Here is a 25078-nt window from a genome sequence, read left to right as displayed (position 1 = left end):
TTACCTCGCCGGCGTGACGAAGAACAGCTGCTCGCCGTTCGGCCGGAAGGAACGGATCGCCGAGCGCCCGGCGGGACTGCTCAGCCATTCGATCAGCGCCATTGCACCGGCAAAATTGATCTCCGGGTACTTTTTCGGATTGACGGCGATGATGCCATACGGATTGAACATGCGCGGGTCACCCTGGACGAGGATTGCGAGGCCGGTGCGGGTCTTGTAACTGGCGAAGGTGGCCCGATCGGTCAGTGTGTAGGCCTGCATCTCGCCAGCCATGGTCAGTACCTCGCCCATCCCGAGCCCGGCCGAGACATACCACGGCGCTCCCCTGGTGACAATGCCGAGCTGTTGCCAGTAGCTTCTTTCCATCCGTTCGGTTCCCGAATCGTCACCACGGGAAACGAAGCGCGCCTGTCTGGCAGCGATCTGGCGAAAGGCATCGAGTACCTCCCTGCCACCGCGCAGTGCGGCCGGGTCGCTGCCGGGACCGACGACGACGAAATCGTTGTACATCACATCGCGTCGATTGACGCCGTGTCCGGCAGCGACGAAAGCCTCTTCGGCCTGGCGGTCATGCACCAGCACGACATCGACGTCACCGTTCTCGGCCAGCTTGAGCGCCTTGCCGGTGCCGACCGAGATGACCTGCACCCTGACGCCCTGCTGCAACTCGAACTGCGGCAGGATGGCGCGCAGCAGACCCGAGTTGTCGGTGCTGGTGGTCGTTGCCAGACGCAGGTCGCGGGCCGCCAGGTTCGTGGAGAAGAAACCGAGCAGCAGAACCATGGCTGTCGCCAGGCGACAACAGCCGAAGAAAACGCGGGCCATGCCTGATCTCCTGTAGGAATTCATCCATAATCGGCAAGCGCGAGTATGTCACGAACGGTGCCATCTGCCACCGGGCAATAGGGCCGAACACGCGCGGCATGCTGCGATGCGGTAAAATGCCGGCATGTTCTATCCTCTGTTACGTCGTTTTTTCTTCGCTCTCGACCCCGAAACCGCACACCTTGTCGGGATGAGCGGCATCGATTTCCTCAACGCCACGGGCGCGCGCTGTCTGCTCGCCGCGGCAGTGCCGCCGGACCCGCTGCAGGTGATGGGGCTTGCTTTTCCCAACCCGGTCGGCCTGGCGGCGGGTCTCGACAAGAACGGCGAGCATATCGACGCACTGGCTGCCCTCGGTTTCGGTTTCATCGAGATCGGTACAGTGACCCCGCGTGCGCAGCCCGGCAATCCGAAGCCACGCCTGTTCCGCATTCCGGAGCGGCAGGCGATCATCAATCGCATGGGCTTCAACAACGATGGCGTCGAAAAGCTGCTGACCAATGTCGCCAGTTCCCGCTTCGCTCGCGCTGGTGGAATTCTCGGAATCAATATCGGCAAAAACTTCGACACCCCGATCGAGAATGCTGCCGACGATTACCTGACCTGTCTGGAGCGCGTCTATGGCGCCGCCAGTTATGTCACGGTCAACATTTCGAGTCCGAACACCAAGAACCTGCGCGAACTGCAGCAGGACACTGCGCTCGACGCGCTGCTCGGCCGGCTGAAAAGCGCCCAGTCACGGCTCGCCGACCGCCATGGCCGGTATGTGCCGCTGGCACTGAAAATTGCTCCGGACCTCGAAGATTCGCAGATCCAGGCGATTGCCGACCTGTTGCGCCAGCACCGGATGGATGGCGTCATTGCCACCAACACCACGCTCTCGCGAGCCGCTGTCGCAGGCCTGGCGAACGCCGAGCAGGCGGGCGGCCTTTCCGGTGCGCCGCTGCGAACGATGTCGAACGCAGTGGTGAAGAAACTTTCGCTCGCCCTGGCCGGTGAAGTGCCGATCATCGGCGTCGGCGGCATCCTGTGTGGTGCCGATGCGGCCGAGAAAGTCGCAGCCGGTGCCCGCCTGGTGCAGTTCTACACGGGCTTCATTTACCGCGGCCCGGAACTGGTTGCCGAAGCGGCTGCAGCGATCGCTGGGCAGCGCCGTGCCTGACAGTGCATGGCGTGGTTGGCAAAGTGGTTGAATGCACGTGCTCGCCGGGAGATAATCGCGGCGCCCCGGACCCTTTCGCTTCCTGCCCAACGGTCGTGGCTACTCAGACACCCCGGATCATGAAAGCCACGATCGTTTCCCTCAAGTCCTCTCCCGCGCGTGGGCAAGGGGAATCCTTCGACAAGGCTCAGGTCAGGATTCGTCAGCCGCTGGCGCGACTTTCAGGGTAAGCGCACCATGACCCACTACCTGTTCATCCTTGTCGGCGCCGTTCTCGTGAACAACGTCGTGCTCGTGAAAATCCTCGGCCTGTGCCCGTTCACGGGCGTTTCCAAGAAGCTGGAAACGGCGTTTGGCATGGGTGCGGCGACCACTTTCGTGCTCACCGTGGCGACCGGTGCCAGCTATGTCATCGACCACTACCTGTTGATGCCGTTCGGGCTCGAATACCTGCGGACGCTTTCCTTCATCGTCACCATCGCCGCCATCGTGCAACTGACCGAAATGGTGATCCAGAAGACCAGCCCCTTGCTGCACCAGGTGCTCGGCATCTACCTGCCGCTGATCACCACCAATTGCGCGGTGCTCGGTGTGCCTTTGCTGAACATCGCCAACAAATATGACTTCGTCGAATCGCTGCTGTTTGGTGCCGGCAGCGCCATCGGCTTCTCGCTGGTGCTCGTTCTCTTCGCCGGCATCCGCGAACGCGTCGAGGGCGCCGATGTGCCGACCCATTTCCGGGGAACGGCGATTGCCATGGTCACCGCTGGCCTGATGAGCCTGGCGTTCATGGGCTTCGCCGGGCTGGACAAGTATCAATGATCATCACGCTGGCGATCATGGCGCTCGGTGCCATCGTCCTCGGTGCCGCACTCGGCTATGCGTCGATCAAGTTCAAGGTGGAAGGAGATCCGCTGGTCGAGAAGATCGAAGCGATCCTGCCACAGACTCAATGCGGCCAATGCGGTTATCCGGGGTGCAAACCATACGCAGCGGCCATTTCGGCGGGGGAGGCCGACATCAACCTGTGCCCGCCAGGCGGCATGGATGGTGTGCGCAAGCTCGCCGACCTGCTCGGTCGCGAAGTCAAGCCGCTGGAAGTCGAGGAGAAGCCGAAACAGGTGGCGATCATCGACGAGGCGACCTGCATCGGCTGCACCCTGTGCATCCAGGCCTGCCCGGTGGACGCCATCGTCGGCGCCGCCAAACAGATGCACACCATCATCGAATCGCTGTGCACCGGTTGCGAGTTGTGCATCAAACCCTGCCCGGTCGAGTGCATTCACATGCAGCCGATCACCGAGAATCTCGACAACTGGAAATGGAAATATCCGGTGATCGAAATCAAGCGCGCCGCCTGAATTGCCCGCAATGCTCCAGCACCTCTTCGGCTTCAAGGGCGGCGTCAAACCGCAGACCAACAAGGCGCCTTCGGTGCAGGAGCCGATTGGCCAGGCGCCGCTGCCGGCGCGCCTGTACGTGCCGCTGCACCAGAGCATCGGTGGCGTGCCGAATCCGCTCGTTCAGGTCGGCGAGCCGGTACTCAAAGGGCAATTGATCGGCGGTGCCGACGGCTGGGTGTCGGCAGCCGTGCATGCGCCGACCTCCGGAACCGTTCTGGCCATCGAAGAGCACGTTGCTGCGCACCCTTCGGGGCTGCCGACGCTGACCGTGGTCATCGAGCCGGATGGCCGTGACGAATGGATCTCGTGCACACCGCTCGATTACCGGAGCCTGCCGCCCGAGGGCGTACGCGAAGCGCTGCGCGATGCCGGCGTCGTCGGCCTTGGCGGCGCCGTCTTTCCGAGCCACGCCAAGCTCACCGCGGCCAGGTCTGTCGCCGTCGAACAACTGGTCATCAACGGTGCCGAGTGCGAGCCTTTCATGACCTGCGACGACCTGCTGATGCGCGAGCGCGCCGAGGAAATCGTGCGCGGAAGCGCGATCTTTCGTGAGCTGCTGGCGGCCAGGCGAGTGCTGATCGGCATCGAGGACAACAAGCCGGAAGCCGTCGCGGCAATGCAGGCAGCGGTGCAGCGACTGGGTGAGGATCATGAAGTGGTCGCCGTTCCCACCCGCTACCCGGCCGGCGGTGCCAAGCAGTTGATCCGCGTCCTGACCGGCAAGGAAGTCCCGGCCAGCAAGCGCTCGACCGAACTCGGCGTGCAGTGCTTCAACGTCGCCACTGCCTATACCGCGTATCGGGCGCTGGCCTATGGCGAGCCCGTGATCTCGCGCATCGTCACGCTGACTGGCAACGTCCTGCAGCCACGCAACTGGGAAGTACGGCTTGGTACGCCGCTACGCGACCTGGTCGCGCTCGGCCAGCCGAAAGCCGACACCAACAAATACCTGATGGGTGGGCCGATGATGGGCTTCGAGATCCCGGACCTCGCTGCGCCGGTGGTCAAGGCCACCAACTGTGTCATCGCCGGTTCGCCGACGCTGTTCCCGCCGAGTCCGCCCGAGATGCCGTGCATCCGTTGCGGCGCCTGTGCCGAAGTCTGTCCGCACGAATTGCAACCGTTCGAGTTGTACTGGTTCGCGCGCGCCAGAAACTTCGGCAAGACGCAGGAGTATTACCTCTTCGACTGTATCGAATGCGGCTGCTGCAGCTACGTTTGCCCGTCGCACATTCCGCTGGTGCAGTACTTTCGTTTTGCCAAGAGTGAAATCTGGTCGCGTGAGCGGGAAAAGCAGGCGGCAGAAGCCGCCAAAGCCCGCTTCGAACTGCGCAATGCACGCGCCGAGCGGGAACAGGCCGAGAAGGCCGATCGCCTGGCCAGGGCCAGCACAGCCCGGAGCAGCGAACGGAAGCCGGCCAGCGCTGTTGCGAGCGCAGCGGTCGTTGAAGCGGGCGTTAGCAGCGCCCTGGCCAGCGAACCGGCCGTTGTCAGCTCTGCGGCCGATGCCGATGCGCAGAAGAAGGCGACCATCGTCGCGGCGATGGAACGTGCCCGTGCCCAGCGCGCCGCCGTCCAGCCCAGAAATACCGGGCAACTCTCTGCCCAGCAGCAGCGCGAAATCGCCGCCATCGAGGCGCGCCGCGCCGCCCTGCAGGCAGAGTCGCCGCTGAACACAGTGACCCCACCGGAGCGGGCAGCAGAATGACGGAGTTCTCGACTCCTCCTTATCTGCTCGGGCAAAGCAGCGTGCGGCGGGTGATGCTGCAGGTGCTGATCGGCCTGTTGCCTGGAATTGCCGCCGGTGTCTGGCTGCTCGGTGTGAGCATCGTCTTGCAGTTGCTATTGGCCACGCTCGCCGCGCTGGCCGGAGAGGCGCTGATGCTCTGGCTGCGCGGCAGGCCACTCGCCCTGTTCCTCAGCGATGGCAGCGCGGTCGTCACTGCCTGGCTGATTGCCCTGGCTTTTCCGCCGCTGGCGCCGTGGTGGCTGATCGTCGTCGGCACGCTGTTCGCGATCGTCGTCGCCAAGCATCTCTATGGCGGACTCGGTCAGAATCCCTTCAATCCGGCGATGATCGCCTTCGCCGTGTGCATCGTTTCGTTTCCGGCGCTGATGTCGCAGTGGCCGGCGCTCGGCCTCAAGCTGACCCTGATCGAGCAGTTCAAGCTGATTGCCGGTCTCGCACCGCGTATCGACGGGATGAGCGGAGCGACTCCGCTGGATGCACTCAAGACCGCCCTGAAACTCGGCGATGGCGCGGTCGACGTGCCGACGCTGCTGGCGACGCAGGACGTTTTCGGGAACTTCGCCGGGCGTGGCTGGGAATGGGTCACTACCGGCTATCTCGTCGGCGGGCTGTGGCTGTGGCAGCGCAGGATCGTCACCTGGCATGCACCGCTCGGTTTCATCGGCGGCCTGTCCTTGCTCGCCGCCGTACTCTGGGTCTGGAGCCCGCAACAGTTTGCCAATCCGCTCTTCCATCTGTTCTCCGGCGGCGCGATGCTCGGTGCCTTCTTCATCGTCACCGACCCGGTTTCCGGATGTACCACCAACAGGGGCAAACTGATCTTCGGCTTTGCCGCCGGTGTGATGGCCTACATCATCCGCGTTTTTGGCGGCTATCCGGACGGCGTCGCTTTCGCCGTGCTGCTGATGAACCTCTGCGTGCCGCTGATCGACAGGTACACGCAACCGCCGATCTTCGGCATGAAGAAGCAGTAATGACGCTACCGCAGAAGACGCCCAGTGCGGCCAGGATGGCGGTGCGCACGGCGCTCATCCTGCTGATTTTCGTGGTGGCGTTCACCAGCCTGCTGGCTGCCGCTTTCCTGTCGACCCGGACGGCGATCGAGGCCGCCGCCGCAGAGGAAAAAATGAAGCTGATCGCTGAAGTGCTGCCGCGCGAACTCTACGATAACGACCTGCTGAACGATCATCTGCCGCTGCCGCCGAGCACTGCCCTCGGTACCGACGAAGCCACGACTGCCTACCTGGCACGCAAGGCCGGCCAGACCAGCGCGCTGGTTTTTGAAGCGGTCGCTCCCGATGGCTATTCCGGAAAGATCCGCCTGTTGATCGCCGTCGCCGCCGACGGAACGCTGCTCGGCGTCCGCGTCACGCAACACAAGGAGACCCCAGGCCTGGGCGACTACATCGATCCGAGGAAGGACAAGAACAAGGAGCACCCGTGGATCCGGCAGTTTGACGGTCTCTCGCTGGCGACGGTAGCCGACCGCGAATGGCGGGTCAGGAAGGACAAGGGTCGCTTCGACTCGGTCGCTGGCGCGACGGTGACGCCGCGCGCCGTGATCAAGGCGGTGCACAAGGCCTTACACTACGTTGCCGAAAATCGCCAGCAACTCTTGCATGTAAAAGTCGCGTCAGCGACTCACGAATCTCCCCTCCCCCCTCGCGGGGGAGGGGTCGGGGGAGAGGGAAACGGTCATGACTTTCACGATCGAGGGTGCCTGGAAAAGTCATGACCGTTAGCGCGAGCGCAGGAGGAGAGAAATGATCAGTCGTGAAGAATTCCGCCAGATCGGCGCCAACGGCATCTGGCACCAGAATACCAGCCTGGTGCAGATTCTGGGCCTCTGCCCCTTGCTCGCCGTGACCACCAATCTGGTCAACGGCGTGATGCTGTCGCTGGCGACGATCGTCGTCATGGCCATCGCCAATGTTGCCGTCGCATCGCTGCGAAACCTGATCCCGCACGAGATTCGCATCCCGGTCTTCATCCTCATCGTCGCCGCGCTGGTGACCGTTGTCGATCTGCTGTTCAATGCCCAACTGCATGAGTTGTACCTGGTTCTTGGCATCTTCATCCCCCTGATCGTCACCAACTGCATCGTGCTGGCGCGTGTCGAAGCCTTCGCCAACAAGAATCCGCCACTGCAAGCGGCATTCGACGGCGTCTTCATGGGCGTCGGCATGTTGTGGACGCTTGCCCTGCTCGGTGGGCTGCGCGAACTGATCGGCGGCGGTACGCTGCTGGCCGGTATCGACATGGTTTTTCCGGCGCTGCAGCCCCTGCAGTTGCTGCCGGCCGACTATCCCGGTTTTCTGCTGGCAATGCTGCCACCTGGCGCCTTCATCCTGCTCGGCTGCCTGATTTCCTGGAAAAACTGGCTCGAAGCCCGCGCCGCTGCGCGCCGGCCGAAATCACAGCCACCACTGCTGGCGCTCGGCGATGGCGTCTGAGTCGGCGACGATGAACCGTGTTCAAGCCCAGGAACTCTTCGCCCGCCTGCGCTTGGCCAACCCGGAACCGACCACCGAACTGGCCTACGCCAGCACCTTCCAGTTGCTGATTGCCGTCATCCTGTCGGCACAGGCCACCGACAAGAGCGTCAATCTCGCCACCCGGCAGCTCTTTGCCGACGCGCCGACGCCGCAGGCGATACTGGCGCTCGGCGAAAGCGGTCTGGCCCCCTACCTCAACCGCATCGGCCTTTACCAGGGCAAGACCAGAAACATCCTCGCCACCTGCCGGCAGTTGCTCGAACAACATGGCGGCGAAGTCCCGCACTCGCGCGCAGCCCTCGAAGCGCTGCCGGGGGTCGGTCGCAAGACTGCCAATGTGCTTCTCAACACCGCTTTCGGCGAGGCCACGATCGCCGTCGATACGCACATCTTTCGAGTCGCCAATTGCACCGGGCTGGCCCCCGGCAAGACTCCCCTGGCCGTCGAACGTGCGCTGCTGCAGGCGGTACCGGAGGAATTCCTGCATGCCGCCCATCACTGGCTGATCCTGCACGGGCGCTACGTCTGCAAGGCGCGCAAGCCCGATTGCTGGCGCTGCAGCATTGCCGATCTCTGTGCCTACCCGGAGAAGACCAGTGCTCCGCCCGGGCCGCCGCCCCGATGAACGCCGTCACTGCTCCGATCCCCCGCGCAGCCTGGAGAAGCCATGTTCAATCCCAGCCGTGAACAGGTCCGCCAGTTTTTCTGCGAAGCCTGGCGTAAATACCGCGAACGTGCGATTCTCGAAGGCGCCGAGGTCACGGCTGCCGACCTGATCCTGCATCACCCCGAATACCACGCTCTGCTCGAAAACCCGGCGCTGGCGCTGGAGCAGGAGTTCACGCCCGAGAGCGGGCAGATGAATCCCTTTCTCCATCTCTCGCTGCACCTCGCCATCGCCGAACAGATCAGCATCGACCAGCCACCGGGAATTCGTGCCGCCTATCAGGCCCTGCGCACCCGCCTTGAGGTGCATGCCGCCGAACACGCGTTCATCGAGTGTCTTGGCGAGGCGCTCTGGCGTGCGCAGCGGCAGGGTGGGGCAATCGATGCGGCGGCTTACCTGGATTGCTTGCGGCAGACGGCGAGCCGCTGAAACGCCACAGCCTGACCCTTGTCGGGACATTTGCGGGTAAAATCAGACCGTCACTGAGAGGATTCCCGCCATGCGCTTTTCCGGTTCCGATACCTACGTCGCCACCCGCGACCTGACCCTGGCGGTCAACGCCGCGATCACCCTGCAGCGCCCGCTCCTGATCAAGGGCGAGCCGGGGACCGGCAAGACCATGCTCGCCGAAGAGGTGGCTGCCTCCCTGGGCTTGCCGCTGTTCGAGTGGCACGTCAAATCGACGACCAAGGCGCAGCAGGGGCTCTACGAATACGATGCGGTGTCGCGCCTGCGCGACTCGCAGCTCGGCGAGGCGAAGGTTGCCGACATCGGCAGCTACATCGTCAAGGGCATTCTCTGGCAGGCGTTTGAATGCGAAACGCCATCGGTGGTGCTGATCGACGAGATCGACAAGGCCGACATCGAATTTCCCAACGATCTCCTGCGCGAACTCGACCGCATGGAGTTCTTTGTCTACGAAACCCGTCAGCAGGTGCGTGCGCGCCACCGACCGGTGCTGTTCATCACTTCGAACAACGAGAAGGAACTGCCCGACGCCTTCCTGCGTCGCTGCTTTTTCCATTACATCCGCTTTCCCGACAAGGAGACGATGACCAGGATCGTCAACGTGCACTTCCCCGGCCTGAAACCGACACTGCTGTGCGAAGCACTGGAGGTCTTCTTCGAACTGCGCGAGATTCCGGGTCTGAAGAAAAAACCCTCGACCTCGGAACTGCTCGACTGGCTCAAGCTGCTGCTGGCCGAAGACATTCCGCCGGAAGTGCTGCGCAGCAAGGATCAGAAGTCCGCGATCCCGCCACTGCACGGCGCGCTGCTGAAGAACGAGCAGGACGTACACCTCTTCGAGCGCCTGATTTTCATGGCGCGTCAGAACCGCTGAGGCAAATCGGGCAGCAACGATGCTGATCGACTTCTTCCTGCACCTCAAGGCGAGCCGCCTGCCGGTATCGATCAAGGAATTCCTGACCCTGCTCGAAGCGCTGCAGCAGCATGTCATCGAACAGAGCATCGACGACTTCTATGTGCTGTCGCGTGCCACCCTGGTCAAGGACGAGACCCATTTCGACAAGTTCGACCGTGCTTTCGGCGAGTACTTCAAGGGAGTCGAGGCACTGCCGGGGATGGACGTACTGATCCCCGAAGAGTGGCTGCGGCAGGCGGTCAAGCAGCATCTGAGCGACGCCGAACGCGCCAGACTCGAAAAGCTCGGCTGGGACAAGCTGATGGAAACCTTCAAACAGCGCCTCGCCGAACAGAAGGAGCGACATTCCGGCGGCAACAAATGGATTGGCAGCGGCGGCAGCTCGCCGTTTGGACACGGTGGCACGCATCCCGAGGGAATCCGCGTCGGCGGCAGGAGCGAGAACCGCTCGGCGGTCAAGGTCTGGGAGAAGCGCGAATACCGCAACCTCGACGATCGTGTCGAAATCGGCACGCGCAACATCAAGGTCGCGCTGCGCCGCCTGCGCCGTTTTGCCCGCCAGGGCGCTCCCGACGAGCTCGACCTCGAAAGCACGATCACCGGCACCGCGCGCAACGCCGGCTGGCTCGACCTGCACATGCGCCCGGAACGTCACAACGCCGTCAAGGTGCTGTTGTTCCTCGACATCGGCGGCTCGATGGACGACCACATCCGCGTCTGCGAAGAACTCTTCTCGGCCTGCCGCAGCGAGTTCAAGCACCTCGAACACTACTATTTCCACAATTGCGTCTATGACCGTCTGTGGAAGGATAATCGCCGTCGCCACAGCGAGCGCATCGCCACCCAGGACGTGCTGCACAAATACGGCAATGACTACAAGCTGATCTTCGTCGGCGACGCGTCGATGAGTCCTTACGAGCTCGTACAGCCCAACGGCTGCCTCGAATACAACAACGCCGAACCCGGCGCCACCTGGTTGCGCCGCCTGGCCGAAACCTGGCCGCACGCGATCTGGCTCAACCCCGAGTCGGAACAGTCGTGGCCATACCGGCAATCGACCTCGCTGATCTACAACCTGATGGGGGGTCGGATGTTTCCGCTGACACTCGATGGGCTGGAGCGGGGAATGAGGTTGTTGAGCAAGTAGGGGCCATGGCCTGCGGAAGGCCTGGCGCTGAAGGGGAGGGCGGCGATGCCGCTCGGTCGGTCCGAAGTCCGACGTTGGCCGCTGATGGCAGAGTGGCCTGGATGGCAGCCCCGAGCATTCCGATTCCGGCGGTCGGTTTTTACACTCCGCGCAAAGCCCGCTTCCCGCCCTTGCTGGGGCTTTCCGCGCGATTGGCTCGCTCCTGGAAGCCCATTGACGGCTTCCGGGTGTCGAAATTTTTTACACTTGGCGAGCGGTATCGATAATCATCCGCACCAGAAAACAAACAACAGATTGAATTAAAAAATAGATAAATCATTGGCTTGATTCCCGGAGATCGCCTTATTCAGAGATGTCAGGAATCTCTGGCGAGTTGCAGCAGTCCTTGCCGTCATCCGCGGAGGGTTCGCTCCGGAGGACCGTATAACCGTGAGTTCGCAGAACACGCATGGCCTTTTCGAGCTTCTTGATCTGCCGCCGAGCCGTAGCAAGATCTCGGGCTTGTGAACCATGGGCGTCGCTAGCGAGTTCGTAGCCCTGGTACCGCAACCACTCAATGATCGTTGCCAGGCCCTTTCGGCCGATTCCCTCGGCCCGCTCGAGGCGCCGATGACCAAGGCCGGCCACCTCACCGGGAGTAAACTCGGGACGATCAAATACCTTTCTCAGCGCATTGCGTTGCATGGTCGGCAATTGCCAATGGGCCGGCAGCTCGCAGGCAGGGGAATCGCCGGTGCTTGATCCGGCGCTCGTCGTCTCTGGTGTTGCGTGATGCGACATCCGATTGACCCTCAATCCACCCCCGGATGCGGTTCGCTCGCCTACGTCTGAACGCTGCTTGCAGCGGGAAGCGGCAACAAGGCCCTGGCAATCTGGCAACTGGTCACGGCACCCCAGGCGATTCGACGATCAAAGAAACCCCAAGATTATGCAGGGAGCAACGGCAGGCAAAGTAAGAATTTCTTATAACCATATTTGCCGAAGCCAATTTCCGGCAGCGCTATTCGCGCCACCTCGGGATCCGGCGCGAGTCGGCAGAATCACTATTTGCTTATGGGAAATAAATCGTTTGCGATACTCCTGGTGGTTGGCATCATGCGCCGCTTGTCGGCCCGTTTCGGCAGGCCTGGAAAGGAGAAGAGCATGAACGACAAAGCGAGAAGGTGACATGGCGAGCCACCCGAGCGCTCTCCTCGCAATGAGTCTGACCCTGGCTGCCAGCGGGGCTTTGGCGCAAGCCAATGACGCCGCGAACGTCGGCGGCCCTTCCAGCCTCCCGGCAGCGATCCCCTTATCAGCGTCGAATGTGCGGCCGTTCACTCCCAACACCATGATGGACCCGATTACGCCAGAGGCACGGCGAACGTTTCTTCAGACGTCGCTGGCGCAGTCACCGCTTTCGATCCGCGAACTGATCAACCTGGTGACCTACAAGGTCGCAGCGCAGCCGGGTCTTTCCTGGGATGATGTCATCACCTCCATGAAGCTCCGGGCAAACAAGATCAACCTGAAGTTCATTGGTACCCACCCGGTCCACAAGGAAATCGAGGCGATGACCGGCAAGCCGACACCCAGGGTCGAGATCTACCACTTCTGTGACGCGCTGCTTGCCCGGGAACTCCTCGATTACAGTCTCGAGTTCGCGGCTTTTCTACCCTGCCGCATCGCCGTCGTCGAGGACGCGCAGCGAAAGATCTGGCCGGAGAAAAAGGTGCCGCTGGTGGTGGAGGGCTCCGGTGGCGTTTCGAAAGAGGCGTCGGTCGAGGAAGGTCTCTACACGCGGGCCTGGGCGACAAGCATCTGGAAAGACACCCTGGGCTGATCGACAAGTCCATGGATATCACCCTGATCGTCCCGGGTCTGCGCAACAGTGGGCCAACTCATTGGCAGACCTGGTTCGAAAGCACGCTCAGCGATACCCGGCGGGTTGAGCAAGCCGACTGGAACCAGCCCGGTCTTCCCGAATGGGCGGCACGCGTGCGCGCAGCCATCGACGCCCAGAGCAAGCCGGTGTGGATTGTCGCTCACAGCTTTGGTTGCCTCGCAACAGTCAGCGCCGGTCTGGTCTGCCCCACCCGTATCCGCGCGGCCCTGCTCGTGGCACCTGCCGATCCCGAGCGTTTCGGGGCAGCGGCCGAGCTCCCGGAAGAGCGACTTGCCTTCCCCAGCCTTGTCGTCGCCAGCAACAACGATCCGTGGGTAAAGCGCAGCGTCGCCGAACACTGGGCAGGCGTCTGGGGTAGCCGCTACCGCAACCTTGGCGACGCAGGTCACATCAACGTCGAGTCGGGTTACGGCGCATGGCCGGAAGGCCTCGCCCTGTTCCATGAACTCCGACGAACTTAGGGCCCGCCGGGGCCCTTTGGCCCTCGCTACCGGCGCAGCATGCCGGTTTCGTCCACGCGGCGCAGGGCCGCGAGTTCCTCGGACGATGGCTCGGAGACGACGCGGACGTCGGCCGCCACCTTTAGATCCCAGCCGGTATTGCTCAGAATCTCCTCGGCACCGGAAAATGGAAAATAGGCGTCGAGCTGGAATTCGCGGCTTTGCGGGTCGGGCCGCAGGATGCCGAGGGTGGTGATGATTGCAGAGGGACCGCCACCGATCAAACCCACCTGTTCACGGGCGTCGCCACCGTCGAGGTAACCCGGTGATGTGACGTAGCTCACCCGGTCCACGAAGCGTTTCGGCTCATGGCTAACCATGATCAGGTACCGCTTGGCACCACAGGCGATGTCGTTGGCGCCGCCGGCGCCGGTCAGGCGAGTCTTCGGTGGGCGGTATATTTCGCCGATCGGCCCGTCCCAGATGCCGGTCGTGTTGACATTGCCGAAGCGATCGACCTGAGCGGCGCCGATGATACCGACGTCGCAGCGACCGGAGGCGACCAGGCAGCCGAGGGCGTCCAGGGCACTGGTGAAGCTCACCGCATTGACCGCCAGGCGATTGCATTCGATCCCCCAGGGCAGGCCGCCAACCGGTCTCGCGCCATAGACGCCGCCTTCGGTCATGGCGCGGACGCCGGGAGCGTGATGGGCCTGCGCGAAGTAGCCGGCGAGCATCGACAGACCCACGCCGAAGATGGCCAGTTCGCCATCGCGAATCTCGCGGCCGGTGGCGATGGCCATCATCTCCTGGCGGCTGTAATCGGTAGTCATGTGCTGGCCTCCGCGGTGAGGGCCAGCGCTTCGGCATGGGGAAGCAGCCAGCGCCGGTAGGGGTCAAGCAGGAAAGCGGTCGCCCCGTTCGAAAGTTCGCTGATCGTCTCGCGGCCGATCAGGTCGAGATAGCCATCGAGATCGGCGTAACTTTCGACGTAGTCGCGGATGTAGGCGGCCGTACCATCGTCGCTACCGAGAGCTACGTTCATCGCCTTCATGTGGGCCTCGTCTACGTCGTGCATACCGGGCGAAGCTTGCGGCCAGGCAGCAAACGGCCAGTAGACGACGGCTTCGACGACGATCCCGGGGATGCGCACGAGATTCGGATACTGGCGCATGCAGTCGGTGTCCACGATGGCATCGGCCAGCAGAACGACTCTTCTCGCCGCCCGCGACAGTTCGAAGCGGCTCCACTCCGTGCCGAGCATGATCGCGTCGCCCTCCGGATCGGCGAGCGTCACGTGGATCGCCGCCAGATCAGGACGCAGCGGCGAGAAAGCGCCGATCTGCTTCCCCGAAAAGGGATCGGTCACCGAAGGTATCTTGTTTGGATTGGGGTGCACGTCGGGCTCGAAAGCGCGCCGGTATTGCAGGTCCGAGCCGATATTGACCGTCGCCGGAACGAACGGCCAGTTCAGCGCACCACCCAGCAGGCGCAGCGCCATCGCCAGATTCGAGAAGTCCTCAAGGACCAGTCTGCCCTGCTCGATGGCCCGCCGCAGGCCGTTGGCAAAGCCGAAGCCCTCCAGCCCGCTGAAACCACATTCTGCCCGGGTCACCGCGCCTGCCGCTGCCAGCAGGTTGAGTTGCTGGGTGTTGGCGTGAAAGATGGCGTGCAGTTCGCGGCGCTGCTGGCGCAACAGTTCACGCCCGAAGACGATGGCATCCGAACCGACCGGCAGGGCCGCACCGCTCGCGTACTGCATGCCATCCCAAGTGTAGCGGCGAACGGCCTCGGCAAGGGTAATCAGTTTGTTGGTGGGCATTCGTCCATCTCTTCAGTTGGCACGCGCAAGTCGCTGCGCTATTGCTGGTCCGCCGGAGCCTTCAGCCAGCAGGTGGGCCAGGTCGCTGCGCAGGTCGGCGACGCTCTGGCCGAACGGGGCGAGGCCGCGCAGGCGACCGTTGGCATCAAACAGGAAGACACCGGCCGTATGGTCCACGGTATAGCCCGCACTCGCCGACGGTCTTTTCTCCGCCACCAGTTGCAGGTAGAGCGGCAGACTGCCGGCGGGAGGAGAGGCGTACAGCGCCCTCTCCTGACGAGCGGCAGGGTTGCCGCGGGCAGCGTTCCGTGGCACGAACGGAAAGTCTTCGAACTTCGCCCGCACAACGTAATCGGCGAGGTCGCGTAGCCCGGCTTGATCGAGAGTGCCCGTGTACCGGTAAGAGAAACTGCCGTCACTCGCGAAGAAGACGAAGGACGGCGTCGCGACGGCGCGAAGGCGTTTGGCGAAATCGGCGACCGTCGTGGCACGCCCCAGTGCGTCGATGATCGGCGCAGAGCGCGAGAGGTCAAGACGAACCGTCCGGAAGCGGCCTTCGATCAGCTTCTCCGTGCGCCGGTCACGATAGGCGGTTTTCTCCATTTCCCGGCAGCCGGGGCAATCCGGGAGGGTGAGGACGACAGCCAAGCGCTTCCCTTCCGCGTGGGCTGCCTCCGCCTCTTGCTGCAGATTGTCAGCGCTTCGCTCGAAGAGCGCCGCCTGCGACCCGCCGCCGACCAGGTAGAACAGCAGGCCGGCAGCGACCTGCAGGTATGTCGGAATCAACGGACGGAAAGGGTGACGCCGCATGCTATTTCAACCAGAACAGCGACCGCCGGCGGACGCCGTCGAGAAGCGTCATCGCCAGGAATGTCACCAGGCCGGTATACAGGATCCCGGCAACCATCTTGGGATAGTCGGCAAAATCCGCGTAATACTGGACAAAGCGGCCGAGGCCGGCGTTGGCGCCGAACAGTTCGGCGACGGTCAGCAGGATGAACGAGAAGGCCAGGCCCACCGCCATACCCGTGAAGACATGCGGCAAGGCCGCGGGAAAAACGACGCGCCGCTGGTACTCGAAGCGAGTCAGGCCGAGGATGCGGGCATTGTCGCGATAACGCTGTTCCAGCGCATGCGCCCCGGCAACGGCATTCTGGAAGATCGGCCAGAAGGCGCCGATGAAGACAACGAAGATCGCCGACAGCTTGAAGGTAGGCAGGATGGCGATCGCGTACGGGATGTATACCGTCGGCGGCACTGGGCCGGCGACCTTGGCGAAGGGCAGGAAGATCCGCTGTAGCCGCGCTGACGTGCCCACTGTCAGCCCCGAGACGATGCCAAGCAGTGTTGCCAGGGCGAAGCCGGGGATCAGGATGGTCAGCGATGACAGGGTCCCCGCCCATAGTTCGGGCAGCGATTCCCACAGTGCCCTGGCAGTGATCAGCGGCGACGGCAGCAGCGGGTTGTCGCCCAGCGGCAGATGGACTGAAGCGACCCACCAGGCCAGCAGCAGTACGATCCAGACCGAAACGCTTGCCAACGCACGGCCCAGCCAGCCGGGTGCCGGACCGGGCTCAGCCGATGCGGCAGGCACCGCTGCCGGCACCTGCAGGTCCACCAGGGCAATAAAGTCACTCATCGGTCATCCTCCTTGTTGCCTTGTTGAATTGCAGCGGGCGGGCTTCAGGCGGCTTTGAGCCGCTCCAGGGTATCCTGCACCAGCGTCGCCGCCACCTGTTCCCGCAGCGCATGCAGGCTGTGACTGTCGAGCAGGCTACGCCGCTCGCGTGGTCGCGGCAGTGGCACCTCCAGGTCGGCGATCACCCGACCCGGTGACGACCCGAGGACGACCAGGCGATCGCCGAGGTAGATCGCCTCGTCCACATCATGGGTGACAAAGACGATGGTCTTTCTCGGTGTCGCGACTTCCCAGACCTCCAGCAGCAGGTCCTGCAAACGAGCACGGTTCACCGGATCGAGCGCCCCGAAGGGCTCGTCCATCAACAGCAGCGGGGAACCCAGGGCGAGCGCACGGGCAATCGCGGCGCGCTGGCGCATGCCTCCCGACAGTTCGCCCGGGTACTTGCCGATCGCTGCTTGCAGCCCCAGATCCCCGAGGTATCTGGCGGCCTCCGCCAGCCGTTCGGCTTTCCTGACCTTCGGCTTGGCCTTGGCGATCGCGATCTCGATGTTATCCACCACCGACAACCAGGGAAACAACGCGTAATCCTGAAAAACCACGCCGCGCTCCAGGCTGGTGCCGACCACCGCCGCGCCATTCCAGGTCAGGCGGCCGCTGCCGACTGGATCGAGGCCCGCCGCCAGCCGCAGCAAGGTGGTCTTTCCAGAGCCGCTGGCTCCCAGCAGGCTGACGAACTGACCCTCCGGAATCGTGACGTTGATGTCCTGAAGGACCTGCGTCGTGTCGTAGGCGAAGCCAACGCCCTCCAGCTTGAGGCCAGGGCTCATCACGCGTCCTTCTGCTTGAATTCTCTTTGCAACTTCTTCCAGAAGGGATCGCCCGGATTTTCCCTCGCCAACTGGTTCAGCACCTTCTCATACACACGCACGTCGATCGCGGCGTCGAGGTCGGGCTTGGCGGAAATGAACTCGCTATTCACCATCACGTCGGCGAAGTGCTTGACACCCTTGACATCCGGGTCGCTCGACTGGTCAAGATACGGCGAGTAGTAACCGCGCCACAGCAACTGGCGGTCGATCTTGACGTAATGAGCGATCGATTCGATGGTCTCTTTCTTGTTTTCGGCAGCGAATTTCTCGGCTTGCAGGATGGCGCGCAGGAATTTCTCCCAGGTGACCGGGTTCTTCAGGCTGGCCTCGGTGACTACCAGGCGACAGCACGGATGACCGGGCTGCAGATCGGTGGAGTGAATCACCACCTTCAAGCCCTGATCTTCGGCCCGTAGGTCGTGCGGTCCCCACACCAACCCGGCGTCCACCTGGCCGGACTTGACTGCCTCGATCACCGCCGGCGGGTTCTTCAATTCGAAGATCTGGACGTCGGTCTTCCAGTTGAGACCCTTGTCCTTGAGGGCGCCGCGCAGCACGGCATCCCCGGAAGCCATGCGTACGGTGGCGATCTTCTTGCCCCTGAGATCGGCCACACTGGCGATCTTCGCTGCATTCGCCGGCGTCGCGATCAGTGCGGCATCGCCACCCATGATGCCGCCGATGATCTTGATCTTGGCACCCTTGGCAATGTGCGCCACCGGTGCGGTGGTACCGAAGGCGCCGATATCCAGTTTGCCGGCAACGATGGCGTTGAGGCCGTCGGCGGAATTCTGGAATTCGATCAACTCGACCTCCAGCCCTTCCTTGGCGAACAGGCCCTGCTCCTTGGCGACAAAGAACTTGGCGTGGCCGGTCACCGGCAGATAGCCAACCTTGAGCGCTTCCGCCGTGGCGTTGCCGAGCCCCGTTGCCAGGGCCAGGGCAGGTAGCAGGCAGCGCAGGGTTTTCAACTGGATCATCGCGTTCTCCTGAGAGTGGGGAAATTCAGGATGGAACTCTAGCGTGTCCAACAAGCGACAAGAACGATTGTTTCATTCGTTGCTTATACCCCACAGACTATTAGCGCCATTCCGTTATAAGCAACGCAGTTTTTCTTCGTTCGCTGTCACAGACCCTGCGGTTAGAGTGCTGCCCACAGGCCGGCGCCATCACCACGACGGCTGGTTTTCCATGTCCAGGAGACTTCGATGCTTGCCACTGCCCAACCCGACTTTGCCCCGATCGCGACGGAATACGACTCGGATGCTGCTGCGCACGACGCCGACCTGCACGGCATCCTCGCCGCAGCGACCGCGCGTGCCGCGCGCGAGAACCTTCCCTACGCCGGTACGATTCCGCCGCACGAGGCCTGGACTTTGGCGGAGGCGGGGGTCGCCATTCTCATCGACGTGCGCACCACCGAGGAATACAAGTACGTCGGTCACGTGCCCGGTACTCCACTGGTGCAATGGCAATCCGGGGCGGCTCTGACGAAGAATCCGCGCTTCGCCCGTGAACTCGCAGGCAAGGCCGCCAAGAACGACGTGATTCTCCTCATTTGCCGCAGCGGCAAGCGCTCGGCCGCGGCCGCCGAAGCCGCTACACGCGCTGGCTTCCTGCGGGTGTTCAACGTTCTGGAAGGCTTCGAGGGCGAGATTACTGCCGACGGACAACGCGGTGTGACCGGTGGCTGGCGCTACCATGGCCTGCCCTGGGTTCAGGACTGAGCGTTGAGGAAAAACGATTGATGAACGCAACCTTTCGTTCACTACCCGATCCGTCGAACTCGGCGCTCTCGGGTCTTGACGACATCGTCCGCGATCTGCGCGCTGCTCGTGAGCGCTGGCGCCTGGCGCAGCACCGCGCCCTCGAATCGGGCGCCCGCGAGTTTCCTTCCCGTGACGCTCTGCGCGACATCGTCGAGCGGCTGTGCGGCGCACTCTTTCCGATGCGCCTTGGCCCGCCCGATCTGAAGCAGGGACACAGCGAAGATTTCTATGTCGGCCACACCCTCGACATCGCGTTGCGCAGTCTCGTAGACCAGGTGCGCCTGGAATTGCAGCATGTTGCCCGGCACGACCCGGAGGTCGACGCCGCGACCATCGAGAAGCAGGCGATCGAGGTCGTGCGCCAGTTTGCTGCCGCTTTGCCCGACATTCGTGTCCTTCTCGACAGCGATGTCGAGGCCGCCTACCGTGGCGATCCGGCTGCTCGCAGTGTCGATGAAATCGTTCTCTGCTATCCAGGGACGCTGGCGACCATTCACCACCGCCTGGCGCATACCCTGTACCGGCTCGGCGTGCCGCTGCTGGCCCGTATCGTCGCCGAACTCGCCCACTCCGCCACCGGCATCGACATCCACCCTGGCGCCAGTATCGGCAGCAGCTTCTTCATCGATCACGGCACCGGCGTCGTCATTGGCGAAACCGCAGTCATTGGCCAGCGGGTTCGTCTCTATCAGGCGGTTACCCTCGGTGCCAAACGCTTCACCGTCGATGCCGACGGCGCCCTCGAGAAGGGCTCGCCGCGCCATCCGCTGGTCGAGGACGATGTGGTCATCTACGCCGGCGCCACCATCCTCGGCCGCATCACGATCGGCCGGGGCTCGTCGATCGGCGGCAACGTCTGGCTGACGCACAGCGTTCCGCCGGGGAGCATCGTCACCCAGGCGTTTGCCAGGAACGAGATTCTCGAAGACGGCGGCGGCATTTGAACGGCCTCAGCGACCGCTTCCCGGTCGTCGTCCGGCAGTTACGTCAGGCGCACGGCTGGTCGCAGGAGCGTCTGGCGGAAAAGGCCAACCTCAACCGCTCCTACGTCGGCGAGATCGAGCGCGGCATTGCCTGTCCTTCGCTGATCACCGCCGACAAGCTGGCACGAGCGCTGGAGGTCGACCTCTCGGCTCTGGTCGCTCGTTGCGAGCGTGGATAGCGCTCGCCCGAAGTCAGCGGCATCGGCCCTGGTGGTGGCTATAGCATGTTGAGCTACCCGTCCCGCAAAGGGTAATGTTGCCTTTTAAGCAAAATTTATTTGCTTATGCGTTTTTCTTATAACCCCTGTCACAATTGCAAGGAGTACCCCATGGCAGATAGTCCCCACCAAGCCGCCCTGAGCGATGTCGCCGCACGGCAACTGGCCAACGCCACCAAGACCGTCCCGCAGCTCTCGACCATTTCCCCGCGCTGGCTGACGCACCTGCTGCAATGGCTGCCCGTCGAAGCCGGCATCTACCGCCTGAACCAGGTCAAGAACCCGCGCAATGTGCAAGTCGCCTGCGCCAAGCGCGACGAGTCGGAACTGCCGCAGACCTTCGTCGATTACGAGGAGAAGCCACGCGAGTACTTCCTCAGCGCCGTCACCACCGTCCTCGACGTACACACCCGTATTTCGGACCTGTACAGCAGTCCGCACGACCAGATCAAGGAACAACTGCGGTTGACCATCGAGACGATCAAGGAGCGGCAGGAGAACGAACTGATCAACAACGGCGACTACGGCCTGCTGGCAAATGTCGCCGACGGTCAGCGCATCACGACGCTGAGCGGCGCGCCGACGCCGGATGACCTCGACGATCTGCTGACCAAGGTCTGGAAGGAACCCGCCTTCTTCCTCACGCATCCGCTGGCGATTGCCGCTTTTGGCCGCGAGTGCACCCGCCGCGGCGTTCCACCACCGACCGTTTCGCTGTTCGGCTCGCAGTTCGTGACCTGGCGCGGCATCCCGCTGATCCCGTCGGACAAGGTGCCGGTCGAGGACGGCAAGACCAAGGTTCTGCTCCTGCGCGTCGGCGACAAGCGCCAGGGGGTCGTCGGCCTCTATCAGCCGGGCCTGCCGGGCGAACAGAGCCCCGGCCTGTCGGTGCGCTTCATGGGCATCGACCGTAATGCCATTGCCTCCTACCTGATTTCGCTCTATTGCTCGCTGGCTGTCCATACGGAAGACGCATTGGCTGTCCTCGATGACGTGGAGATCGACAAATACCATGACTATGCTGACACCTACCGCTGATTCGCTGCCCGGCGCATTGCCCTTCAGCCTCGCGGCCATTCCGGGGCTGCCGGACGAAACGGCGCTTGCCCGTCTCGCCGGCGAATTTTTCCGGGCACTGCCAGGGGGCGAGGCCTCGTCTTCGCCATTGGCGCCGGGGATCAAGGGCCTGGCCATCGGCGAGCCGGGGCCGGCGTTGCAGCCCTTCGCCGCGCCCTCGGTCGGCCAGGCGCCGGTCGAAGCGGGGCCTGTCGCGCCGGAGTTTGGCGTGCCCGAAGCCTATGCCGCCGCGTTGCCGATGACCGCCCCGATCAGCGCCCCCGCGGGTGTACCGGGGTCGCCGTATTACTTCCTCGGTGAAGCAGCGGCGCTCTCGTCAGCACACCAGGCACCGGCAGCGGGTGCGGACAATCACGTCGTCGCCCACCCCTTCGAACTGCCAGGCGAGGCCGCCCTGCGCCGCGTGCTCGATGAACTCGCCGGCGAACGCTCACTGCCGGCGGCAGCGCCGCCATCGGCGCCCGGCCACGGCGGCTACTACTTCCTCGATCAGCCGGCGTCAGTCCCGCAGTCCGATGTCGGGCGCTTCCCGGCCTTCGACGTGCAGGCTGTACGTCGCGACTTCCCGATCCTCGCCGAACGCGTCAATGGCAAGCCGCTGGTCTGGTTCGACAATGCGGCGACGACGCAAAAGCCGCAGGCGGTCATCGATCGACTGGTGCAGTTCTACCAGCACGAAAACTCCAACATCCACCGTGCCGCGCACGAACTGGCGGCGCGCTCGACAGATGCCTACGAGGCCGCTCGCAGCAAGGTGGCGCGCTTCATCGGCGCGGGTTCGGCCGAGGAGATCATTTTCGTGCGCGGCGCCACCGAGGCCATCAACCTGGTCGCCAAGAGCTGGGGCAGGCAGAACATCCGCGAAGGCGACGAAATCATCATCTCGCTGCTCGAACATCACGCCAACATCGTCCCTTGGCAGCAGCTCGCCGCCGAAACGGGGGCCAGAATCCGGGTCATTCCGGTGGACGACAGGGGCCAGCTTCTGCTCGAAGAATACCAGCGACTGTTGAACGACCGCACGAAGCTGGTGGCTGTCAGCCAGGTCTCCAATGCCCTGGGCACCGTCACGCCAGTCAAGGAAATCGTTGAACTCGCCCACCGGGCGGGCGCCAGGGTGCTGGTCGACGGTGCCCAGTCAGTGTCGCACATGCGCGTCAACGTGCAGGCCATCGATGCCGATTTCTTCGTCTTCTCCGGCCACAAGGTATTTGCGCCGACCGGCATCGGCGTCGTCTACGGCAAGCGCGACATTCTCGAAGACATGCCGCCCTGGCAGGGAGGCGGCAACATGATCGCCGACGTCACCTTCGAGCGCACCCTGTACCAGGGCGTGCCAGCGCGCTTCGAGGCCGGCACCGGCAACATCGCCGATGCCGTTGGCCTTGGTGCGGCGATCGACTATATGGAGCGGATCGGCATCGAGAACATCTCGCGCTACGAGCATGACCTCCTTGCCTACGCGACGCAGCGGGTCAAGCCGATCCCCGGCATTCGCCTGATCGGCACGGCCGACGACAAGGCCAGTGTGCTGTCCTTCGTCCTCGCCGGTTACCGCCCGGAGGAGGTCGGGGCAGCGCTCAACGAGGAAGGCATTGCCGTACGCGCCGGCCATCATTGCGCGCAGCCGATCCTGCGCCGCTTCGGTGTCGAAGCCACGGTGCGGCCATCGCTGGCCTTCTACAATACCTGCCAGGAAGTGGATTTGCTGGTGTCGGTACTGCAGCGCCTGGCGAGGGGAAAGGGCCGGGCAGTCAGCTAGCCGGCTGCCGGCCTAGGGAAAGAGAAGCGCCCCGGCGTGCTGCGTGCACCCCGGGGCGTTGTCATGTTCGCACCGAGCCTGGTGCTCAAGCGTTTTGGCTGGAGCAGGACCTCAAGGCCGAAAACGTTCCAGTCAAATGGGTGCTCAGCGCCGGCAGCAACCGCGCTCTCGAATATCTCAACAGCGGCAGCATCGATTTCGGCTCGACGGCTGGCCTGGCCGCAGTATTGAGCAAGGCCAACGGCAACCCGATCAAGGGTGTCTACATTTACTCGCGCCCGGAATGGACCGCGCTGGTTGTTCCCAAGGATTCGCCGATCAAATCGATCAAGGACCTGAAGGGCAAGAAAGTGGCCGCTACCAAGGGCACCGATCCCTTCCTTTTTCTGTTGCGCAGCCTGCACGCCGAAGGCCTGAAGAAGTCCGACATCGAGCACGTCGCACTGCAGCACGCCGATGGCCGCGCCGCTCTTGAGCAAGGCAAGGTCGATGCCTGGGCCGGCCTGGATCCGCTGATGGCAGCCAGCGAAGTCGAGGCCGGATCGAAGCTGATCTACCGCAACGTTGCCTACAACACCTACGGCTTCCTCAATGTCACCGAGAAGTTTGCCAAGGATCATCCGGATCACGTCAAGAAGGTCATTGCTGCCTATGAAAAAGCACGCAAGTGGATCATCGCCAATCCGGACGAAACCGCCAAGATCATTTCCGAGGAAGCCAAACTGTCGCTACCGGTGGCCAAACTGCAACTGACCCGCAACGATTTCAAGAACTCCGTGCCGGGTGAAGAACACATCAAGGCCTTCAAGTCTGCCGGTTCGATCCTGATCGAGGAGGAACTGGTCAAGAAGGGCACGGACGTGAACAAAGTTATCGATGAACTGATCGAGCCGAGCTTCGCCAAAGCCGTCGTTCGCTAAGGGGTCCACCGGATGAGCCTGAGCAGTACCGCCATTCTCCCCGCATCGGGCGAGACCCCTGCAGGCAATTCACTCCGGTGGCAGACCCTGGCCCGCAAGGGCCAGGGTCTGATCGTGCCGGTGATTCTGCTGATCATTTGGGAAAGCGTGGTCCGTCTCGGCTGGGTCAGCGCTCATTTGTTGCCGCCGCCGAGCGAACTGGTGTTCACGCTGGCCGATCTCGGACAGAGTGGCGCCATCTTCGGTCATATCGGCGTCAGTTCGCTGCGTGTCGTGATCGGATTTTCCATCGGCGCAGGCCTGGCCCTGATCGTCGGTGCTGCCGTCGGCCTGTCACGCTGTGTCGAAGCACTGCTCGACCCGACCTTCCAGGCGATTCGCGCCATTCCCTCGCTGGCCTGGGTGCCGCTGCTGCTGCTCTGGCTGGGCATCGACGAGTCGCCGAAAATCACGCTGATCGCGATCGGCGCCTTCTTCCCGGTCTACCTCAATTTCGTGGCCGGCATCCAGAATGTTGATCGCAAGCTGGTCGAAGTTGGCGGTATCTACGGGCTGACCGGTGCCAAGCTGATTACCCGGATCTTTTTGCCGGCATCGCTGCCCAACCTGTTTACCGGCCTGCGTTCCGGGCTGTCGCTGGCCTGGATGTTCCTGGTCGCCGCCGAACTGATCGCCGCGACAAAAGGCCTTGGCTATCTGCTGACCGATGGCCGCGAGACCGGTCGGGCCGACCTGGTCATCGTCGCCATCATCGTCCTTGCCCTGCTCGGGAAACTGAGCGACAGCCTGCTGTGCTGGCTCGAACGCCGCCTTCTTGCCTGGCGCGACGTCTTCGACAGCCGTCCCTCCTGAGCCATA

The 25078-nt window shown here is 63.2% G+C and carries 27 protein-coding genes and 1 pseudogene; 20 read left to right on the top strand and 8 right to left on the bottom strand.

Annotated elements, in window-relative coordinates:
- Complete coding sequence (locus V5B59_RS09110; RefSeq protein ID WP_211203304.1) at positions 1–825, bottom strand: substrate-binding domain-containing protein; 825 nt, start codon at positions 823–825, stop codon at positions 1–3.
- A 124-nt stretch (positions 826–949) separates the two neighbouring features.
- On the opposite strand from V5B59_RS09110, the gene V5B59_RS09105 reads away from it, so the two are divergent.
- The 11 genes from V5B59_RS09105 to V5B59_RS09055 all read left to right on the top strand — a co-directional run bounded on the left by V5B59_RS09105 (position 950) and on the right by V5B59_RS09055 (position 10833).
- Positions 950–1987, top strand: coding sequence for a quinone-dependent dihydroorotate dehydrogenase (locus tag V5B59_RS09105; RefSeq protein ID WP_332351817.1), 1038 nt, complete (start codon positions 950–952; stop codon positions 1985–1987).
- A 237-nt stretch (positions 1988–2224) separates the two neighbouring features.
- The gene (gene rsxA, locus V5B59_RS09100; protein WP_169069491.1) at positions 2225–2809 is read left to right on the top strand and encodes an electron transport complex subunit RsxA; all 585 of its coding nucleotides are present in this window, start codon (positions 2225–2227) and stop codon (positions 2807–2809) included.
- Positions 2806–3348, top strand: coding sequence for an electron transport complex subunit RsxB (rsxB, locus tag V5B59_RS09095; RefSeq protein ID WP_169069490.1), 543 nt, complete (start codon positions 2806–2808; stop codon positions 3346–3348). The genes rsxA and rsxB overlap by 4 nt, the downstream gene beginning before the upstream one ends.
- A gap of 10 nt (positions 3349–3358) precedes the next feature.
- Positions 3359–5098 (top strand): electron transport complex subunit RsxC, encoded by a 1740-nt coding sequence (gene rsxC / locus V5B59_RS09090; RefSeq protein ID WP_169069489.1) that lies wholly within the window; start codon positions 3359–3361, stop codon positions 5096–5098.
- Positions 5095–6114 (top strand): RnfABCDGE type electron transport complex subunit D, encoded by a 1020-nt coding sequence (locus V5B59_RS09085; protein ID WP_169069488.1) that lies wholly within the window; start codon positions 5095–5097, stop codon positions 6112–6114. Before rsxC ends, V5B59_RS09085 begins: the two co-directional genes overlap by 4 nt.
- The gene (gene rsxG / locus V5B59_RS09080) at positions 6114–6875 is read left to right on the top strand and encodes an electron transport complex subunit RsxG (RefSeq protein WP_332351816.1); all 762 of its coding nucleotides are present in this window, start codon (positions 6114–6116) and stop codon (positions 6873–6875) included. Before V5B59_RS09085 ends, rsxG begins: the two co-directional genes overlap by 1 nt.
- Positions 6876–6903: 28 nt before the next feature.
- Entirely contained in the window at positions 6904–7593 is a 690-nt protein-coding gene (locus V5B59_RS09075; protein ID WP_211203303.1) for an electron transport complex subunit E, read from the top strand.
- Positions 7594–7603: 10 nt separating this feature from the next.
- Positions 7604–8260: an endonuclease III gene (gene nth, locus V5B59_RS09070; protein WP_169069486.1), complete on the top strand. Its 657-nt coding sequence runs from the start codon at positions 7604–7606 to the stop codon at positions 8258–8260.
- A gap of 42 nt (positions 8261–8302) precedes the next feature.
- Entirely contained in the window at positions 8303–8731 is a 429-nt protein-coding gene (locus tag V5B59_RS09065; protein ID WP_169069485.1) for a DUF1841 family protein, read from the top strand.
- A 70-nt stretch (positions 8732–8801) separates the two neighbouring features.
- Positions 8802–9644, top strand: coding sequence for an AAA family ATPase (locus V5B59_RS09060; RefSeq protein WP_332351814.1), 843 nt, complete (start codon positions 8802–8804; stop codon positions 9642–9644).
- A 19-nt stretch (positions 9645–9663) separates the two neighbouring features.
- A complete protein-coding gene (locus tag V5B59_RS09055; protein WP_169069484.1) occupies positions 9664–10833 on the top strand; it encodes a vWA domain-containing protein in 1170 nt (389 codons plus the stop codon).
- Positions 10834–11175: 342 nt separating this feature from the next.
- Here the strand turns inward: V5B59_RS09055 and V5B59_RS09050 are convergent, their stop codons facing one another.
- Positions 11176–11613: a hypothetical protein gene (locus tag V5B59_RS09050; protein WP_169069483.1), complete on the bottom strand. Its 438-nt coding sequence runs from the start codon at positions 11611–11613 to the stop codon at positions 11176–11178.
- Positions 11614–12001: 388 nt separating this feature from the next.
- On the opposite strand from V5B59_RS09050, the gene V5B59_RS09045 reads away from it, so the two are divergent.
- The gene (locus V5B59_RS09045) at positions 12002–12655 is read left to right on the top strand and encodes a DUF302 domain-containing protein (protein WP_169069482.1); all 654 of its coding nucleotides are present in this window, start codon (positions 12002–12004) and stop codon (positions 12653–12655) included.
- An 11-nt stretch (positions 12656–12666) separates the two neighbouring features.
- Entirely contained in the window at positions 12667–13179 is a 513-nt protein-coding gene (locus V5B59_RS09040; RefSeq protein ID WP_169069481.1) for an RBBP9/YdeN family alpha/beta hydrolase, read from the top strand.
- A gap of 26 nt (positions 13180–13205) precedes the next feature.
- On the opposite strand, the gene V5B59_RS09035 is transcribed toward V5B59_RS09040, so the two are convergent.
- Genes V5B59_RS09035 through V5B59_RS09010 form a run of 6 tightly spaced genes read right to left on the bottom strand, consistent with a single transcriptional unit; the run spans position 13206 to position 18471 of the window.
- The gene (locus tag V5B59_RS09035) at positions 13206–13991 is read right to left on the bottom strand and encodes a CoA-transferase subunit beta (protein ID WP_169069480.1); all 786 of its coding nucleotides are present in this window, start codon (positions 13989–13991) and stop codon (positions 13206–13208) included.
- Entirely contained in the window at positions 13988–14980 is a 993-nt protein-coding gene (locus V5B59_RS09030; protein WP_169069479.1) for a CoA transferase subunit A, read from the bottom strand. Before V5B59_RS09030 ends, V5B59_RS09035 begins: the two co-directional genes overlap by 4 nt.
- A gap of 12 nt (positions 14981–14992) precedes the next feature.
- Complete coding sequence (locus V5B59_RS09025; protein ID WP_169069478.1) at positions 14993–15790, bottom strand: thioredoxin fold domain-containing protein; 798 nt, start codon at positions 15788–15790, stop codon at positions 14993–14995.
- A gap of 1 nt (position 15791) precedes the next feature.
- Positions 15792–16619 carry an ABC transporter permease gene (locus V5B59_RS09020; protein WP_169069477.1) on the bottom strand — a complete coding sequence of 276 codons (828 nt, stop codon included), beginning with the start codon at positions 16617–16619 and terminating at the stop codon, positions 15792–15794.
- A gap of 44 nt (positions 16620–16663) precedes the next feature.
- The gene (locus tag V5B59_RS09015) at positions 16664–17449 is read right to left on the bottom strand and encodes an ABC transporter ATP-binding protein (RefSeq protein ID WP_169069476.1); all 786 of its coding nucleotides are present in this window, start codon (positions 17447–17449) and stop codon (positions 16664–16666) included.
- Positions 17449–18471 (bottom strand): ABC transporter substrate-binding protein, encoded by a 1023-nt coding sequence (locus V5B59_RS09010; RefSeq protein WP_169069475.1) that lies wholly within the window; start codon positions 18469–18471, stop codon positions 17449–17451. Before V5B59_RS09010 ends, V5B59_RS09015 begins: the two co-directional genes overlap by 1 nt.
- Before the next feature lie 228 nt (positions 18472–18699).
- Here V5B59_RS09010 and V5B59_RS09005 point away from each other — a divergent pair, with 228 nt between their 5' ends.
- The 7 genes and pseudogenes from V5B59_RS09005 to V5B59_RS08975 all read left to right on the top strand — a co-directional run bounded on the left by V5B59_RS09005 (position 18700) and on the right by V5B59_RS08975 (position 25072).
- Complete coding sequence (locus V5B59_RS09005; RefSeq protein WP_169069474.1) at positions 18700–19218, top strand: rhodanese-like domain-containing protein; 519 nt, start codon at positions 18700–18702, stop codon at positions 19216–19218.
- 20 nt (positions 19219–19238) lie between these two features.
- Positions 19239–20204 carry a serine O-acetyltransferase EpsC gene (epsC, locus tag V5B59_RS09000; RefSeq protein ID WP_169069473.1) on the top strand — a complete coding sequence of 322 codons (966 nt, stop codon included), beginning with the start codon at positions 19239–19241 and terminating at the stop codon, positions 20202–20204.
- Positions 20201–20422: a helix-turn-helix domain-containing protein gene (locus tag V5B59_RS08995; protein WP_169069472.1), complete on the top strand. Its 222-nt coding sequence runs from the start codon at positions 20201–20203 to the stop codon at positions 20420–20422. Before epsC ends, V5B59_RS08995 begins: the two co-directional genes overlap by 4 nt.
- Positions 20423–20572: 150 nt before the next feature.
- Positions 20573–21499 carry a family 2A encapsulin nanocompartment shell protein gene (locus V5B59_RS08990; RefSeq protein ID WP_169069471.1) on the top strand — a complete coding sequence of 309 codons (927 nt, stop codon included), beginning with the start codon at positions 20573–20575 and terminating at the stop codon, positions 21497–21499.
- The gene (locus tag V5B59_RS08985) at positions 21480–23300 is read left to right on the top strand and encodes a family 2A encapsulin nanocompartment cargo protein cysteine desulfurase (protein ID WP_372703519.1); all 1821 of its coding nucleotides are present in this window, start codon (positions 21480–21482) and stop codon (positions 23298–23300) included. Before V5B59_RS08990 ends, V5B59_RS08985 begins: the two co-directional genes overlap by 20 nt.
- A gap of 36 nt (positions 23301–23336) precedes the next feature.
- Positions 23337–24220, top strand: a pseudogene (locus V5B59_RS08980) (aliphatic sulfonate ABC transporter substrate-binding protein).
- 12 nt (positions 24221–24232) lie between these two features.
- The gene (locus tag V5B59_RS08975; RefSeq protein WP_169069469.1) at positions 24233–25072 is read left to right on the top strand and encodes an ABC transporter permease; all 840 of its coding nucleotides are present in this window, start codon (positions 24233–24235) and stop codon (positions 25070–25072) included.
- Positions 25073–25078 lie beyond the last annotated feature (6 nt).

Origin of the sequence: Candidatus Accumulibacter contiguus, from assembly GCF_036625285.1 — a bacterium.
Taxonomy (GTDB): domain Bacteria; phylum Pseudomonadota; class Gammaproteobacteria; order Burkholderiales; family Rhodocyclaceae; genus Accumulibacter; species Accumulibacter contiguus.
The sequence above is the reverse complement of the archived record's forward strand: the minus strand, read 5'-3'. Positions and strand labels throughout refer to the sequence as shown.

Coding starts and splice junctions, on each gene's coding strand:
- V5B59_RS09030 (WP_169069479.1), bottom strand. CDS start 14,980: ATGCCCACCAACAAACTGATTACCCTTGCCGAGGCCGTTCGCCGCTAC.
- epsC (WP_169069473.1), top strand. CDS start 19,239: ATGAACGCAACCTTTCGTTCACTACCCGATCCGTCGAACTCGGCGCTC.
- V5B59_RS09055 (WP_169069484.1), top strand. CDS start 9,664: ATGCTGATCGACTTCTTCCTGCACCTCAAGGCGAGCCGCCTGCCGGTA.
- V5B59_RS09060 (WP_332351814.1), top strand. CDS start 8,802: ATGCGCTTTTCCGGTTCCGATACCTACGTCGCCACCCGCGACCTGACC.
- V5B59_RS09010 (WP_169069475.1), bottom strand. CDS start 18,471: ATGATCCAGTTGAAAACCCTGCGCTGCCTGCTACCTGCCCTGGCCCTG.
- V5B59_RS09075 (WP_211203303.1), top strand. CDS start 6,904: ATGATCAGTCGTGAAGAATTCCGCCAGATCGGCGCCAACGGCATCTGG.
- rsxG (WP_332351816.1), top strand. CDS start 6,114: ATGACGCTACCGCAGAAGACGCCCAGTGCGGCCAGGATGGCGGTGCGC.
- V5B59_RS09015 (WP_169069476.1), bottom strand. CDS start 17,449: ATGAGCCCTGGCCTCAAGCTGGAGGGCGTTGGCTTCGCCTACGACACG.
- V5B59_RS09045 (WP_169069482.1), top strand. CDS start 12,002: ATGGCGAGCCACCCGAGCGCTCTCCTCGCAATGAGTCTGACCCTGGCT.
- V5B59_RS09105 (WP_332351817.1), top strand. CDS start 950: ATGTTCTATCCTCTGTTACGTCGTTTTTTCTTCGCTCTCGACCCCGAA.
- V5B59_RS09040 (WP_169069481.1), top strand. CDS start 12,667: ATGGATATCACCCTGATCGTCCCGGGTCTGCGCAACAGTGGGCCAACT.
- rsxC (WP_169069489.1), top strand. CDS start 3,359: ATGCTCCAGCACCTCTTCGGCTTCAAGGGCGGCGTCAAACCGCAGACC.
- V5B59_RS09110 (WP_211203304.1), bottom strand. CDS start 825: ATGGCCCGCGTTTTCTTCGGCTGTTGTCGCCTGGCGACAGCCATGGTT.
- V5B59_RS08990 (WP_169069471.1), top strand. CDS start 20,573: ATGGCAGATAGTCCCCACCAAGCCGCCCTGAGCGATGTCGCCGCACGG.
- V5B59_RS08985 (WP_372703519.1), top strand. CDS start 21,480: ATGCTGACACCTACCGCTGATTCGCTGCCCGGCGCATTGCCCTTCAGC.
- V5B59_RS09050 (WP_169069483.1), bottom strand. CDS start 11,613: ATGTCGCATCACGCAACACCAGAGACGACGAGCGCCGGATCAAGCACC.
- V5B59_RS09005 (WP_169069474.1), top strand. CDS start 18,700: ATGCTTGCCACTGCCCAACCCGACTTTGCCCCGATCGCGACGGAATAC.
- nth (WP_169069486.1), top strand. CDS start 7,604: ATGAACCGTGTTCAAGCCCAGGAACTCTTCGCCCGCCTGCGCTTGGCC.
- V5B59_RS09065 (WP_169069485.1), top strand. CDS start 8,303: ATGTTCAATCCCAGCCGTGAACAGGTCCGCCAGTTTTTCTGCGAAGCC.
- rsxA (WP_169069491.1), top strand. CDS start 2,225: ATGACCCACTACCTGTTCATCCTTGTCGGCGCCGTTCTCGTGAACAAC.
- V5B59_RS08975 (WP_169069469.1), top strand. CDS start 24,233: ATGAGCCTGAGCAGTACCGCCATTCTCCCCGCATCGGGCGAGACCCCT.
- rsxB (WP_169069490.1), top strand. CDS start 2,806: ATGATCATCACGCTGGCGATCATGGCGCTCGGTGCCATCGTCCTCGGT.
- V5B59_RS09085 (WP_169069488.1), top strand. CDS start 5,095: ATGACGGAGTTCTCGACTCCTCCTTATCTGCTCGGGCAAAGCAGCGTG.
- V5B59_RS09025 (WP_169069478.1), bottom strand. CDS start 15,790: ATGCGGCGTCACCCTTTCCGTCCGTTGATTCCGACATACCTGCAGGTC.
- V5B59_RS09035 (WP_169069480.1), bottom strand. CDS start 13,991: ATGACTACCGATTACAGCCGCCAGGAGATGATGGCCATCGCCACCGGC.
- V5B59_RS09020 (WP_169069477.1), bottom strand. CDS start 16,619: ATGAGTGACTTTATTGCCCTGGTGGACCTGCAGGTGCCGGCAGCGGTG.